Consider the following 15,440-nt stretch of genomic DNA (forward strand, 5'->3'; position numbering starts at 1 on the left):
AATTAATCATTTCTTTATCTAATTGAGATAACTGTTCTATAGAATCTTTTAACTGTCGAATTAATAACTGAAGTTTTTATCGTTTAGGTAACTAAAAAATGTTGCGTAATTATTGTAGATGTGATAATATTATTGACGGCTATAAAGCCAATACACACGTAGTGAATGTAAATATAAAGGGTGCAGTCTTTAGTATTGTCTTTATATTAGTTTACTATGGAGGTAATTAACCAATAGGAGGAATTTAATATGGCAGTAATTTCAATGAAACAATTACTTGAAGCCGGTGTTCACTTCGGTCACCAAACACGCCGTTGGAACCCAAAAATGAAAAAATATATCTTCACTGAAAGAAATGGTATTTATATCATTGATTTACAAAAAACAGTGAAAAAAGTTGAAGAAGCTTATAACTTCTTAAAACAAGTATCTGAAGAAGGCGGTAAAGTCTTATTTGTAGGTACTAAAAAACAAGCACAAGAATCAGTTAAAGCTGAAGCAGAACGTGCTGGTCAATTCTACGTTAACCAAAGATGGTTAGGTGGAATCTTAACTAACTATAAAACAATCTCTAAACGTATTAAACGTATTTCTGAAATTGAAAAAATGGAAGAAGACGGTTTATTTGACGTTTTACCTAAAAAAGAAGTTGTTGAACTTAAAAAAGAATATGACCGTTTAATTAAATTCTTAGGCGGTATTCGTGATATGAAATCTATGCCTCAAGCATTATTCGTAGTTGATCCTCGTAAAGAGCGTAACGCGATTGCTGAAGCACGTAAATTAAATATCCCTATCGTTGGTATCGTTGACACTAACTGTGATCCAGATGAAATTGATTACGTTATCCCAGCGAATGATGATGCTATTCGTGCCGTTAAATTATTAACTGGTAAAATGGCTGACGCTGTCTTAGAAGGTCAACAAGGTATTTCTAACGATGAAGTAGCTGCAGAACAAAACATCGATTTAGATGAAAAAGAAGAAACTCAAGAAGCAGAATCAACTGAAGAAAATACTACTGTTGAATCAAACTAAGATATAGTTTAAATGGGTGATAAGATGTAATGCTTATCGCCCTTTTTTTAAAATAAGATTAATTTAAAAAATTATTAATAAATCGTAATAGAGTATTGGAAATAATAGTACCTTTAATGGTAATATTTAAGTATCATCTATTATTACAATTAGACATATTGGAGGAATAATTAATGGCAATTTCAGCAAAACTTGTTAAAGAATTACGTGAAAGAACTGGCGCAGGTATGATGGATTGTAAAAAAGCGCTAACTGAAACTGATGGAGACATTGATAAAGCGATTGACTACTTGCGTGAAAAAGGTATCGCTAAAGCAGCTAAAAAAGCTGATCGCATCGCTGCTGAAGGTTTAGTACATGTAGAAGTAAAAGGTAATGAAGCAGCAATCGTAGAAATTAACTCTGAAACTGACTTCGTTGCTCGTAACGAAGGATTCCAAGAATTAGTTAAAGAAATTGCTAATCAAATCCTTGAAAGTAAAGCGGAAACAGTAGACGCTTTATTAGAAACTAAATTATCAAATGGTCAAACAGTTGATGAAAGAATGAAAGAAGCTATTTCAACTATCGGTGAAAAATTAAGCATCCGTCGTTTTGCAATTAGAACTAAAACTGATAACGATGCTTTTGGTGCATACTTACACATGGGCGGACGCATCGGTGTATTAACTGTAGTTGAAGGTTCTACTGATGAAGAAGCTGCTAAAGATGTAGCAATGCACATCGCTGCAATTAACCCTAAATATGTTTCTTCAGATCAAGTAAGTGATGAAGAAATTAATCATGAAAGAGAAGTATTAAAACAACAAGCATTAAATGAAGGTAAACCTGAAAAAATCGTTGAAAAAATGGTTGAAGGTCGTTTACGTAAATATCTTCAAGAAATTTGTGCAGTTGACCAAAACTTTGTTAAAGATCCAGATCAAACAGTTGAAGCTTTCTTAAAATCTAAAGGCGGTAAATTAGCTGACTTCGTACGTTATGAAGTAGGCGAAGGTATGGAAAAACGCGAAGAAAACTTTGCTGATGAAGTTAAAGGTCAAATGAAATAATTTGTTAACATCATTCTAACAAGAAAGAAGACACCTTTAAGGAATTCTATATAATAACGTGCTTTTATTATAGAAGACCACTTGTGTCTTCTTTACTTGTATATATTACATATCATTAATCATAGAGAGGAAAAAATAATGGCGCAAACTTCTAAATATAAACGTGTAGTACTGAAACTTAGTGGTGAAGCACTTGCAGGTGATAAAGGTTTTGGTATCAATCCTATAATCATTAAAAGTGTAGCGAAACAAGTCGCTGAAGTAGCTAAAATGGATTGTGAAATAGCTGTTATCGTTGGCGGCGGTAATATTTGGAGAGGTAAAACAGGTAGCGATTTAGGTATGGACCGTGGTACTGCTGATTATATGGGCATGCTTGCTACCGTAATGAATGCATTGGCATTACAAGATAGTTTAGAACAATTAGATTGTGATACACGAGTGTTAACTTCGATCGAAATGAAACAGGTAGCTGAGCCTTATATTCGTCGTCGTGCAATTAGACATTTAGAGAAAAAACGCGTAGTTATTTTTGCAGCTGGTATTGGTAATCCATACTTCTCAACTGACACAACAGCAGCATTACGTGCAGCTGAGGTTGAGGCTGATGTTATTTTAATGGGTAAAAATAATGTTGATGGTGTATATTCTGCAGATCCAAAAATCGATAAAAATGCAGTGAAATATGATCATCTAACACATATTCAAATGTTACAAGAAGGATTGCAAGTGATGGACTCAACTGCTTCTTCTTTCTGTATGGATAATAACATTCCATTAAATGTATTCTCTATCATGGAAGAAGGCAATATTAAACGTGCTGTTATGGGCGAAAAAATTGGTACGTTAATTACTAAATAATTAGAGGTGTAAATTTATGAGCGAGATTATTCAAGATACAAAATCTAGAATGCAAAAATCAATTGATAATTTATCACGTGAATTAGCTAATATTAGTGCAGGTAGAGCGAATTCTAATTTATTAAACGGTGTAAATGTTGATTACTATGGTGCTCCAACACCAGTTCAACAATTAGCGAGTATAAATGTGCCTGAAGCACGTTTACTTGTCATTTCTCCGTATGATAAAACATCTGTAGCTGATATTGAAAAAGCTATTATTGCTGCTAACTTAGGTGTTAACCCTACAAGTGATGGTGAAGTAATTCGTATTACTGTTCCTGCTTTAACTGAAGAACGTCGTAAAGAATTAGTTAAAAATGTTAAAAAAATCGGTGAAGATGCAAAAGTTTCAATCCGTAATATTCGTCGTGATATTAATGATCAATTGAAAAAAGACGAAAAAAATGGAGATATCACTGAAGATGATTTAAGAAACCAAACAGATGATGTTCAAAAAGCAACGGACAATTCAATTAAAGAAATTGATAATTTAGTTGATGAAAAAGAAAAAGATATTATGTCTGTTTAATATTTCATCATCATCTCTATGACAAGATTATAAATTGTTTTAGTCTAAACTGTACCAAGTCAGACTTTGGTACAGTTTTTTAATTTGCTTATTCAATGCCATTATTTAGTATGATAAAATGATAGATGATTTCTTAAATAACTTATATAATATAACAGAAATGATCAGGCTCGGAGGAAAGACCATGTTTAGAAAGCTAATAAAAAGAAATAAGACTAAAATCAATCAAAATGATGATTTAGATATACATAATTTACCTGAACATATAGCAATTATCATGGACGGAAATGGTCGTTGGGCAAAAAAGCGTAGTATGCCTAGAATCAAAGGTCACTATGAAGGTATGCAAACTATTAAAAAAGTGACTCGTGAAGCAAGTCATTTAGGTATTAAATATTTAACTTTATACGCTTTTTCAACGGAAAATTGGTCAAGACCTGAAAATGAAGTTAATTATATCATGAATTTACCTGTTAATTTTTTAAAAACATTTCTACCAGAACTTATAGAAAAAAATGTTAAAATAGAAACTATTGGTTTTTTAGATGCGGTTCCTCAATCAACAATTGAGGCAATTAATCATGCTAAAGAAAAAACCAAAAACAATACAGGTTTGAAATTAGTATTTGCCATTAATTATGGTGGACGAGCTGAACTTGTTCAAAGTATGAAATCAATTTATGATGAACTTCAACGTAATGGTCAAAACAGTGATGATATTGATGAATTGATGATTTCCAAACATTTAATGACCCATCCATACCCAGATCCAGATTTATTAATACGTACGTCTGGAGAACAACGCCTTAGCAACTTCTTAATTTGGCAGGCATCATACAGTGAATTTATTTTTAATGAGAAGTTATGGCCAGACTTTGATGGTGAAGAATTAAAACAATGTATAAAAATATATCAATCTCGCCAAAGACGTTTTGGAGGATTAAGTGAGGAGTAAATTATGAAAGTAAGAACACTGACCGCGATTATAGCATTGCTTATTTTTCTACCTATATTATTAAAAGGTGGAACTATTTTAATGCTTTTTGCTTATTTGCTTGCGCTGATTGCTTTAAAAGAATTGTTAAATATGAATATGATTAAATTTTTATCAATACCAGGTATTTTCAGTGCTTTAGCGCTTATCATTATTATGCTTCCTCAATCTGCTGGAGATTGGGTGAGTGATGTTCAATTAAAAAGTTTAATTGCAATGAGCTTTATACTATTAAGTTACACAGTGCTTTCAAAAAATAGATTTAGCTTCATGGATGCTGCATTTTGCTTAATGTCTGTAGCATACGTTGGAATAGGATTTATGTATTTTTACGCTACACGTTCTTATGGTTTACATTACATACTTTTTGCATTTTTAATCGTATGGCTAACAGATACAGGCGCGTATATATTTGGACGTTTAATGGGGAAACACAAATTGTGGCCAGTTATTAGTCCAAACAAAACGATTGAAGGTTTTATTGGAGGACTCATTTGTAGTTTAATTGTTCCAATTACAATGATGATTTTTGTAGATTTTCATCTAAATATTTGGCTATTATTATTAATTACACTTATTTTAAGTATCTTTGGTCAATTAGGTGACTTAGTAGAATCTGGTTTTAAACGTCATTTTGGTGTTAAAGATTCAGGCAGAATCTTGCCAGGACATGGCGGCATCCTAGACAGATTTGATAGCTTTATGTTTGTATTACCGCTGTTGAACATTCTATTATTACAAATGTAATAAAAAAGTAACGTTTTATTTATTTATGAAAAGCATATAATGATATAATTGAGGAGTTATTGAGTTCACATTTGATTAATATTATATAATTGTGTACTTTATAGCTCTTTTTTAAAACTGATTTTTATACTAGAAGTCATCATAAATTTTAAAATATTATATTCTAGATAAATTAAATATTAAAATTAATTGAGGTGTTGTAAGTGAGTTATTTAATCACAATCGTCTCATTTATTATCGTATTTGGTGTACTCGTTACTGTACATGAATATGGACATATGTTTTTTGCGAAACGTGCAGGCATTATGTGTCCAGAATTTGCGATTGGAATGGGACCCAAAATTTTCAGTTTCCGTAAAGATGAAACGTTATACACAATACGTTTACTTCCGGTTGGTGGGTATGTAAGAATGGCAGGAGACGGGTTAGAAGAACCACCTGTTCAACCAGGGATGAACGTTAGAATAAAATTGAATGAACATGATGAAATCACACATATTATTTTAGATGACCAACATAAATTCCAAAAAATTGAAGCGATTGAAGTTAAACGATGTGATTTTAAAGATGATTTATATATTGAAGGGATTACGTCATATGATGATGAAAGACATCATTTTAATATCGCTAAAAAAGCTTATTTTGTTGAAAATGGTAGTTTAATTCAAATTGCACCAAGACATCGTCAATTTACACATAAAAAACCATTACCTAAATTTTTAACTTTATTTGCAGGCCCATTATTTAACTTTATTTTAGCTCTCATACTGTTTATTGGCTTAGCATACTATCAAGGAACCCCTACGACTACAGTAAAACAATTAGCAGATCATTATCCAGCACAAGAAGCTGGCTTAAAAACTGGAGATAAAATTGTTCAAGTTGGACAGTATAAAATTAATGATTTTAGTGACATTCAAAGTGCTCTTAATAAAACGAAAGACCATCAAACAACAATTAAAATTGTACGAGATGGTCATACCAAATCACTAGATGTTACACCTAAAAAACAAGTGATTAAACAGACAAAATTAAATTCTAAAACTTCTTATGTATTAGGTTTTCAACCTATGAATGAACATACACTATTTAAGCCTTTAGCATTAGGTGCACAACAATTTTTAGATGCAAGTGTACTTATTTTTAAAGCAGTAGGTTCTATGATTGGAAGCATTTTTACAGGTGGATTTACTTTTGACATGCTAAATGGTCCAGTTGGTATTTATCACAACGTAGATTCTGTAGTAAAACAAGGCATAATTGCATTAACATACTACACAGCATTATTAAGTGTTAACTTAGGAATTATGAACTTATTACCTATTCCTGCCTTAGATGGTGGTAGAATTTTATTTGTCATTTATGAAGCAATATTTAGAAAACCAGTAAATAAAAAAGCTGAAACTGCAATTATTGCTGTTGGAGCTATATTTGTAGTGATTATTATGATTTTAGTTACTTGGAATGATATACAACGTTATTTCTTATAATTTAGGAGGATAAAAAATGAAACAATCGAAAGTCTTTATACCAACGATGAGAGAAGTACCTTCTGAAGCTGAAGCTTTAAGTCATCAGTTGTTATTAAAAGCAGGTTTAATTAAACAAAGTACAAGTGGGATTTATAGCTACTTACCTTTAGCAACACGCGTATTAAATAACATTTCTAAAATCATTCGTGAAGAAATGGAAAACATCGATGCTGTCGAAATTTTAATGCCTGCTTTACAACAAGCAGAACTTTGGGAAGAGTCTGGACGTTGGGGGGCTTACGGTCCTGAATTAATGCGATTAAAAGATCGTAATGGAAGAGAATTTGCTTTAGGTCCTACACATGAAGAAGTAGTTACTTCTATCGTTAGAGACGAATTAAAATCTTATAAACAATTACCATTAACATTATTCCAAATTCAATCTAAGTTCCGTGATGAAAAACGTCCACGTTTTGGTTTATTACGTGGAAGAGAGTTTATTATGAAAGATGCTTATTCTTTCCATGCTGATGAAGCATCGTTAGATCAAACGTATCAAGATATGTACAATGCTTATAGTCGTATTTTCGAACGTGTTGGAATTAATGCACGTCCAGTAGTAGCTGACTCAGGTGCTATTGGGGGTAATCATACACATGAATTTATGGCTTTAAGTGAAATTGGTGAAGATACAATTGTATATAGTGAAAATAGTGATTATGCAGCGAACATTGAAAAAGCTGAAGTTAAGTATTATCCAAATGAGAAACATACAGACATTAAATCACTAGAAAAAATTGAAACGCCAAATATTAAAACTGCCCAAGAGTTAGCTGACTTCTTAAATCGTCCAATTGATGAAATTGTAAAAACAATGATTTTGAAAGTTGATGGAGAATTTATAATGTTCTTAGTAAGAGGACATCATGAGCTCAATGATGTGAAGGTTAAAGCATACTTTGGAACTGATAATGTTGAAATGGCGACTCAAGACGAAATTGTGAATTTACTTGGAGCAAATCCTGGTTCATTAGGACCTATTCATAATAAAGATATTAAAATTATTGCTGATAATTTTGTTAAAGATTTAAATAACATAGTGATAGGTGCTAATGAAGATGGCTATCACTATATTAATGCAAATGTTGAGCGTGATTTTAATATCGATGAATACGGAGACTTTAGATTTATTTTAGAAGGTGAACCATTAAGTGATGATTCTGGAAATGCAAAATTTGCAGAAGGTATTGAAGTTGGACAAGTATTTAAACTTGGAACGAAATATTCTGAAGCAATGAATGCTAAATTTTTAGACAATCAAGGTAAAGCTCAGCCTTTAATTATGGGTTGCTATGGTATCGGAGTATCTAGAACATTAAGTGCGATTGTTGAGCAAAATAATGATGAAAATGGTATTATTTGGCCAAAGTCAGTCACTCCATTTGATTTACATTTAATCACAATTAATCCTAAAAAAGAAGAACAACTTGAATTAGGAGATAAATTATACTCAGAATTGCAATCTAAATATGATGTACTTTATGATGATCGTAAAGAACGAGCAGGCGTTAAATTTAATGATGCCGATTTAATTGGTTTACCGATAAGAATTGTTGTAGGTAAAAATGCAAGTGAAGGTATTGTTGAAGTTAAAGTGCGTCAAACGGGTGAAAGTGAAGAGGTTCATATTAATGAATTAAACAATCACATTACGTCACTCTATGAAAACCTATAGGTACACATGAATAAAAATGGTTGGAACATGTTGTTGTTTCCAACCTCTTTTATTGTTTTTATTAGTTAAACTGTAATCATGAAAAATAAATGTGAAAGTAGTATAATATAAATCAAGTTTTTTAAGTAAATGATAAGTTCGAAATAAGGTGGTTATTCTTTGTGGCAATGACAAGTCAGGAAAAATTTAGAGTACTTGCCGATCAAATTAAGATTTCAAATCAATTGGATAAAGAAATACTTGAAAAAGGTGAACTCACACGAATAGATGTATCAAATAAAAATAGAAGTTGGGAATTTCAGATTACGTTACCTTATTTTCTTTCAAATGAAGACTATTTAATCTTTACTCATGCAATTAAAGAAGAGTTTAAAGATATTGCACATGTGGACTGGCATTTTACAATTCAAAATACATCGAACCAAGATGAACATGTGATTAAATATTTTGGACATTGTATTGAACACACAGCCTTATCACCAAAAGTGAAGGGTCAACTTAAACAAAAACGTTTAATTATGTCAGGCAATGTTTTAAAAATAATGACTTCAAATGATATTGAAAGAAATCATTTTGATAAAGTTTGTAATGGTAGTTTAGTAAAAGCATTTCAAAAATGTGGCTTTGATATAGATAAAGTAATATTTGAAACTGATGATTCGAATAGAGATGAAGATCTTGCTTCATTAGAGGCACATATTCAAGAAGAAGATCAACAAAGTGCTAAAGAAGCTACAGAAAAAATTGAAAAAATAAAAGCTGAAAAAGCTAAACAACAAGATAACAATGATAGTAGTGTTGAAAAATGTCAAATAGGAAAACCAATTCACGTTGAAAATATTAAACCTATTGAAACAATTATTGAAGAAGAATTTAAAGTAGCCATTGAAGGAGTTATCTTTGATATTAATATTAAAGAACTAAAAAGTGGACGTCACATCGTTGAACTTAAAGTGACAGACTATACAGATTCTTTAGTATTAAAAATGTTTACTAGAAAAAATAAGGATGATTTAAATCACTTTAAAGCCTTAAGTGTAGGTAAATGGGTGCGTGCACAAGGTCGTATAGAAGAAGATACATTTGTCCGTGATTTAGTCATGATGATGTCAGATATTGAAGAAATCAAAAAGACACCTAAACAAGATAAAGCAGAAGAGAAACGTGTCGAATTTCATTTACATTCATCAATGAGTCAAATGGATGGTATTCCAAACATCAGCGCATATGTTAATCAGGCTGCAGCATGGGGACATAAAGCAATAGCTGTTACTGATCATAATGTGGTTCAAGCTTTTCCTGATGCTCATAGTGCAGCGGAAAAAAATGGAATTAAAATGATTTACGGGATGGAAGGCATGTTAGTCGACGATGGCGTGCCTATTGCCTATAAACCTACCGATAGAAATTTAAAAGATGCGACATATGTAGTGTTTGACGTCGAAACAACAGGTTTATCTAATCAATATGATCAAATTATTGAACTTGCTGCTGTCAAAGTTAAAGATGGCGAAATTATAGATAAATTTGAAAGATTTAGTAATCCACATGAAAAATTATCAGAAACAATAATTAATCTGACACACATTACAGATGACATGCTAGTGGATGCACCAGAAATTGAAGAAGTACTAACAGAATTTAAGGAATGGGTAGGAGATGCGATTTTTGTAGCGCATAATGCTTCATTCGATATGGGATTTATTGATACAGGGTACGAACGATTAGGTTTTGGTCCATCAACTAATGGAGTGATTGATACCCTTGAATTATCACGTACTATTAACACTGAATATGGTAAACATGGGTTAAATTTCTTAGCTAAAAAATATGGCGTTGAACTCACTCAACACCATAGAGCGATTTATGATACTGAAGCAACAGCTTATATTTTCATTAAAATGGTTCAACAAATGAAAGAATTAGGTGTGGCTAATCATAAAGATATTAATAAAAAATTATCAAATGAAGATGCCTATAAACGTGCACGACCAACCCATGTCACACTCATAGTTCAAAATCAAGATGGACTCAAGAATTTATTTAAAATCGTAAGTGCTTCTTTAGTAAAATATTATTATAGAACACCTAGAATTCCACGATCATTATTAAATGAATATCGAGAAGGCATTTTAGTTGGTACAGCTTGTGATGAAGGGGAATTATTTACAGCTGTGATGCAACGTGATCAATCTGAAGTTGAAAAAATAGCAAAGTATTATGATTTTATAGAAGTACAACCACCTAAACTTTATCAAGATTTAATCGATCGTGAATTAATTCGTGATACTGAAACGTTGTATGAAATATATGATCGTATTTTAAAAGCGGGAGCAAGTACAGGTATACCTGTACTTGCTACTGGTAATGCTCATTACTTATATGAGCATGATGCTATTGCTCGTAAAATCTTAATTGCATCACAACCAGGTAATCCGTTAAATCGTTCTACTCTTCCAGAAGCACATTTTAGAACAACAGATGAAATGTTAGATGAATTTCATTTCTTAGGAGAAGATAAAGCCTATGATATTGTTGTTAAAAATACGAATGAATTAGCAGACCGAATTGAGAAAGTAATTCCAATTAAAGATCAATTATTTACACCACGTATGGAGGGCGCTAATGAAGAAATACGTGAATTAAGCTATACAAATGCAAAAAAATTGTATGGTGATGACTTACCGCAAATTGTAATTGATCGTCTCGAAAAAGAATTGGATAGTATTATAGGTAATGGTTTCTCAGTTATCTACCTTATATCACAACGATTAGTAAAAAAATCATTAGATGATGGCTATTTGGTAGGGTCACGTGGTTCTGTAGGTTCGAGCTTTGTTGCAACAATGACAGAGATTACAGAAGTAAATCCGCTCCCTCCACACTATATATGTCCACATTGTAAGACGAGTGAATTTTTTGATGATGGATCGGTAGGTTCTGGCTTCGACTTACCTGATAAAACGTGTGAAACATGTGGTGGCGAATTAATTAAAGAAGGTCAAGATATTCCATTTGAGACTTTCTTAGGATTTAAAGGAGATAAAGTGCCAGATATTGACTTGAACTTTAGTGGTGAATATCAACCGCATGCCCATAACTATACGAAAGTACTTTTTGGAGAAGATAAAGTATTCCGAGCAGGTACAATTGGTACAGTGGCTGAAAAAACGGCATTTGGTTTCGTTAAAGGATATCTAAATGACCAAGGTATTCATAAACGTGGTGCGGAAATCGATAGACTTGTCAAAGGATGTACAGGTGTTAAACGTACAACTGGACAGCATCCAGGAGGAATTATTGTAGTTCCTGATTATATGGATATTTACGATTTTACACCGATACAATATCCAGCAGATGATCAAAGTGCACCTTGGATGACAACACACTTTGATTTCCACTCGATTCATGATAATGTGTTAAAACTTGATATACTTGGACACGATGATCCTACAATGATACGTATGTTACAAGATTTATCGGGTATCGATCCTAAAACGATTCCTGTTGATGATAAGGAGACAATGCAAATATTTAGTAGTCCGGCCTCTTTAGGTGTAACAGAAGAGGATATTTTATGTAAGACAGGCACATTTGGTGTACCTGAATTTGGTACAGGTTTTGTTCGTCAAATGTTAGAAGATACTAAGCCAACAACATTTTCTGAACTTGTACAAATTTCAGGATTATCACATGGTACCGATGTGTGGCTTGGTAATGCGCAAGAGTTAATTCGCTCAGGCATCTGCGATTTATCCAGTGTAATTGGTTGTCGTGACGATATTATGGTATATCTTATGTATGCCGGACTTGAACCATCAATGGCCTTTAAAACAATGGAGTCTGTACGTAAAGGTAAAGGACTTACAGACGAAATGATAGATGCGATGAAATCGAATAATGTACCTGATTGGTATTTAGACTCATGTTTAAAAATTAAATACATGTTCCCTAAAGCCCATGCAGCTGCTTATGTACTTATGGCTGTGCGTATCGCATACTTTAAAGTGCATCATCCGTTATACTATTATGCAGCATATTTTACAATTCGTGCATCAGACTTTGATTTAATTACAATGATTAAAGATAAAGAAAGTATTAAGAACACAGTTAAAGATATGTATTCTCGTTATATGGATTTAGGAAAAAAAGAAAAAGATGTATTAACAGTATTAGAAATAATGAATGAAATGGCACATCGTGGGTTTAAAATGCAGCCGATTAGCTTAGAAAAAAGTCAAGCTTTTGATTTTATTATTGAAGATGATACATTGATCCCACCATTTATTGCTGTGCCAGGATTAGGGGAAAATGTAGCTAAACGTATTATTGAGGCACGTGAAGACGGGCCGTTTTTATCCAAAGAAGACCTTAATAAAAAAGCAGGTTTATCTCAAAAAATTATTGAATACCTTGATGATTTAGGTTCATTACCAGATTTACCAGATAAAGCACAGTTGTCCATTTTTGATATGTAAATGGAGAACTTAGATGTATTAATAGTAGCTTCATTTGTTTAAGCATATAAAGTATGTTATAATTAATTTGTGTAAAAATTTAGACTCAGGCAGAAAGAGTGGGCATATACCCGCTCTTTTCTATTTGCCAAAAAAGGAGGCCTGTATGAGTAAAATTACTGAAGAAGTAGAAACTATCATTACTCCCATTTTAGATGATTTAAATTTTGAATTAGTTGATGTTGAATATGCAAAAGAAGGCAAAGATCGTTTTTTGAGAATCTCTATTGATAAAGAAGGTGGCGTAGATTTAAATGATTGTACGCTTGCTTCTGAAAAAATAAGTGAAGCAATGGATCAAAATGATCCTATTCCTGAGATGTATTATCTTGACGTAGCTTCACCTGGAGCTGAACGTCCACTAAAAAAAGAAAAAGATTATCAAAATGCGATAGAGCAACCTGTATTTGTCTCTCTTTATGCACCAATTGAAGGCGATAAAGAATGGTTAGGCATTCTGAAGTCTGTCGATGATGACACAATAACTATGGAAGTTAAAGAAAAAGCTAAGAAAAAAACAATTGAGATACCAAGAAATAAAATTGCAAAAGCACGTCACGCTGTAATGATTTAACGTGATGAGGAGGAATAATCGTGGCAAGTAATGAATTATTATTAGCAACTGAATACTTAGAAAAGGAAAAGAAAATTCCAAGAGAAGTTTTAATTGATGCTATTGAAGCAGCTTTGATTACTGCATATAAGAAAAATTACGATAGTGCTAGAAACGTCCGTGTAGAATTAAATATGGATGAAGGTACGTTTAAAGTCATCGCACGTAAAGAAGTTGTAGAAGAAGTATTTGATGATCGTGAAGAAGTTAATTTAAGTACAGCTTTAGTAAAAAACCCTGCTTATGAAATAGGTGATATTTACGAAGAAGATGTCACACCTAAAGACTTTGGTCGTGTAGGCGCACAAGCTGCTAAACAAGCAGTAATGCAACGTTTAAGAGATGCTGAAAGAGAAATCTTATACTCTGAATTTATTGATAAAGAAGAAGATATCTTAACAGGTGTGATTGATCGTGTTGATCATCGATATGTGTATGTTAATTTAGGTAGAATCGAAGCAGTTTTATCCGAAGCTGAAAGAAGTCCTAATGAGACATATGTTCCGAATGAAAGAATTAAAGTTTATGTTAATAAAGTGGAGCAAACAACAAAAGGTCCACAAATTTATGTGTCAAGAAGTCATCCGGGTTTATTAAAACGTTTATTTGAACAAGAAGTCCCAGAAATTTATGATGGAACTGTTATTGTGAAATCAGTTGCACGTGAAGCAGGAGATCGTTCTAAAATTAGTGTATACTCTGAAAATCCAGATATAGATGCAGTGGGAGCTTGTGTAGGTGCAAAAGGTTCACGTGTTGAAGCGGTTGTTGAAGAATTAGGTGGGGAAAAAATCGATATTGTTCAATGGGATGAAGATCCAAACGTTTTTGTACGTAATGCTTTAAGCCCATCACAAGTTTTAGAAGTTATTGTTGATGAAGATAACCAATCTACTGTAGTGGTAGTACCTGATTATCAATTATCATTAGCTATTGGTAAACGAGGACAAAATGCGCGCTTAGCTGCCAAACTGACAGGATGGAAAATTGATATTAAATCTGAAACAGATGCTCGCGAAGCAGGGATTTATCCTATAATTGAATCTGAAGAAAAAGCTGATGAAATAGTATTTTCTGAAGATAAAGATATTGAAATTGATGACATCAATTTAGAAGAAACAAACTTAACAACAGCTGAATTATCAGCGGAAGTTGATGAAACTTCAAATGAAGCACAAGACGCTTCAGATAATAAAGAAGAACATTAATACGTTTAAGCATGTGGGGTGAGTAGTAAATGAAGAAGAAGAAAATTCCAATGCGCAAATGCATCATCACGAATGAAATGCGTCCTAAAAAAGACATGATTCGAGTAGTAATTAATAAAGAAGGCGAAATTTTCGCTGATGGTACTGGAAAACAACAAGGTAGAGGTGCATATGTTTCAAAAGATGTTAAAAGCGTAGAAGATGCTCAAAAAAATGGTGTACTCGAGAAATATTTTAATGAAAGTCCTGAAAAATTAGATCCTGTATATAAAGAAGTAATTCGATTAATTTATAGAGAAGAGATTCCTAAATGACAAAAGAACAGATATTTAATTTTTTAGGCTTAGCGATGAGAGCTAGAAAAGTTAAAGTTGGAGAATCAGTACTCATATCAGAAATAAAAAAACGTAATATTAAGCTTGTGATTTTATCTACTGATGCTTCAGATAACGCTAAAAAGAATATAAAGAATAAATGTGACACATATCATGTTCCATTTAGAGTTTTCGGTACGAGAGTAGAATTAGGACAATCATTAGGCAAAGAAGAACGTGTAAATGTTGGCGTAACAGATTCAGGTTTTGCCAAAAAACTTATGTCGATGATTGATGAATATTGTAAGGAGTGATTAT

13 protein-coding genes are annotated in these 15,440 nt (G+C 32.4%); all 13 read left to right on the plus strand.

Going from position 1 to position 15,440, the window contains the following annotated elements; all coding sequences use genetic code 11:
- Nucleotides 1–249: 249 nt before the first annotated feature.
- The 13 genes from rpsB to AC2FB1_RS06975 all read left to right on the plus strand — a co-directional run bounded on the left by rpsB (nt 250) and on the right by AC2FB1_RS06975 (nt 15,436).
- Nucleotides 250–1,038, plus strand: a complete 789-nt coding sequence (gene rpsB, locus AC2FB1_RS06915) for a 30S ribosomal protein S2 (protein ID WP_070719170.1) — start codon at nt 250–252, stop codon at nt 1,036–1,038.
- A 173-nt stretch (nt 1,039–1,211) separates the two neighbouring features.
- Entirely contained in the window at nt 1,212–2,090 is an 879-nt protein-coding gene (gene tsf, locus AC2FB1_RS06920) for a translation elongation factor Ts (RefSeq protein ID WP_490674537.1), read from the plus strand.
- A 138-nt stretch (nt 2,091–2,228) separates the two neighbouring features.
- Nucleotides 2,229–2,951 carry a UMP kinase gene (pyrH, locus tag AC2FB1_RS06925; RefSeq protein ID WP_490674538.1) on the plus strand — a complete coding sequence of 241 codons (723 nt, stop codon included), beginning with the start codon at nt 2,229–2,231 and terminating at the stop codon, nt 2,949–2,951.
- 16 nt (nt 2,952–2,967) lie between these two features.
- Complete coding sequence (frr, locus tag AC2FB1_RS06930) at nt 2,968–3,522, plus strand: ribosome recycling factor (RefSeq protein ID WP_490674539.1); 555 nt, start codon at nt 2,968–2,970, stop codon at nt 3,520–3,522.
- A gap of 184 nt (nt 3,523–3,706) precedes the next feature.
- The gene (gene uppS / locus AC2FB1_RS06935; protein ID WP_490674540.1) at nt 3,707–4,477 is read left to right on the plus strand and encodes an undecaprenyl pyrophosphate synthase; all 771 of its coding nucleotides are present in this window, start codon (nt 3,707–3,709) and stop codon (nt 4,475–4,477) included.
- A 3-nt stretch (nt 4,478–4,480) separates the two neighbouring features.
- The gene (locus AC2FB1_RS06940; RefSeq protein ID WP_490674541.1) at nt 4,481–5,263 is read left to right on the plus strand and encodes a phosphatidate cytidylyltransferase; all 783 of its coding nucleotides are present in this window, start codon (nt 4,481–4,483) and stop codon (nt 5,261–5,263) included.
- Nucleotides 5,264–5,466: 203 nt separating this feature from the next.
- Complete coding sequence (gene rseP / locus AC2FB1_RS06945) at nt 5,467–6,753, plus strand: RIP metalloprotease RseP (protein ID WP_490674542.1); 1,287 nt, start codon at nt 5,467–5,469, stop codon at nt 6,751–6,753.
- Between the two features lie 16 nt (nt 6,754–6,769).
- Nucleotides 6,770–8,470 (plus strand): proline--tRNA ligase, encoded by a 1,701-nt coding sequence (locus AC2FB1_RS06950; protein ID WP_490674543.1) that lies wholly within the window; start codon nt 6,770–6,772, stop codon nt 8,468–8,470.
- Between the two features lie 167 nt (nt 8,471–8,637).
- Complete coding sequence (locus AC2FB1_RS06955; protein WP_490674565.1) at nt 8,638–12,948, plus strand: PolC-type DNA polymerase III; 4,311 nt, start codon at nt 8,638–8,640, stop codon at nt 12,946–12,948.
- Nucleotides 12,949–13,093: 145 nt separating this feature from the next.
- Nucleotides 13,094–13,561 (plus strand): ribosome maturation factor RimP, encoded by a 468-nt coding sequence (rimP, locus tag AC2FB1_RS06960; RefSeq protein WP_019835115.1) that lies wholly within the window; start codon nt 13,094–13,096, stop codon nt 13,559–13,561.
- A gap of 20 nt (nt 13,562–13,581) precedes the next feature.
- Nucleotides 13,582–14,808 carry a transcription termination factor NusA gene (nusA, locus tag AC2FB1_RS06965; RefSeq protein ID WP_490674544.1) on the plus strand — a complete coding sequence of 409 codons (1,227 nt, stop codon included), beginning with the start codon at nt 13,582–13,584 and terminating at the stop codon, nt 14,806–14,808.
- Between the two features lie 29 nt (nt 14,809–14,837).
- Complete coding sequence (rnpM, locus tag AC2FB1_RS06970; RefSeq protein ID WP_002448835.1) at nt 14,838–15,122, plus strand: RNase P modulator RnpM; 285 nt, start codon at nt 14,838–14,840, stop codon at nt 15,120–15,122.
- Nucleotides 15,119–15,436: a YlxQ family RNA-binding protein gene (locus tag AC2FB1_RS06975; protein ID WP_002448860.1), complete on the plus strand. Its 318-nt coding sequence runs from the start codon at nt 15,119–15,121 to the stop codon at nt 15,434–15,436. The genes rnpM and AC2FB1_RS06975 overlap by 4 nt, the downstream gene beginning before the upstream one ends.
- The last annotated feature ends 4 nt before the right edge of the window (nt 15,437–15,440 follow it).

The sequence above is a fragment of the Staphylococcus sp. CoH_129_LAB_1 genome (assembly GCF_058191515.1).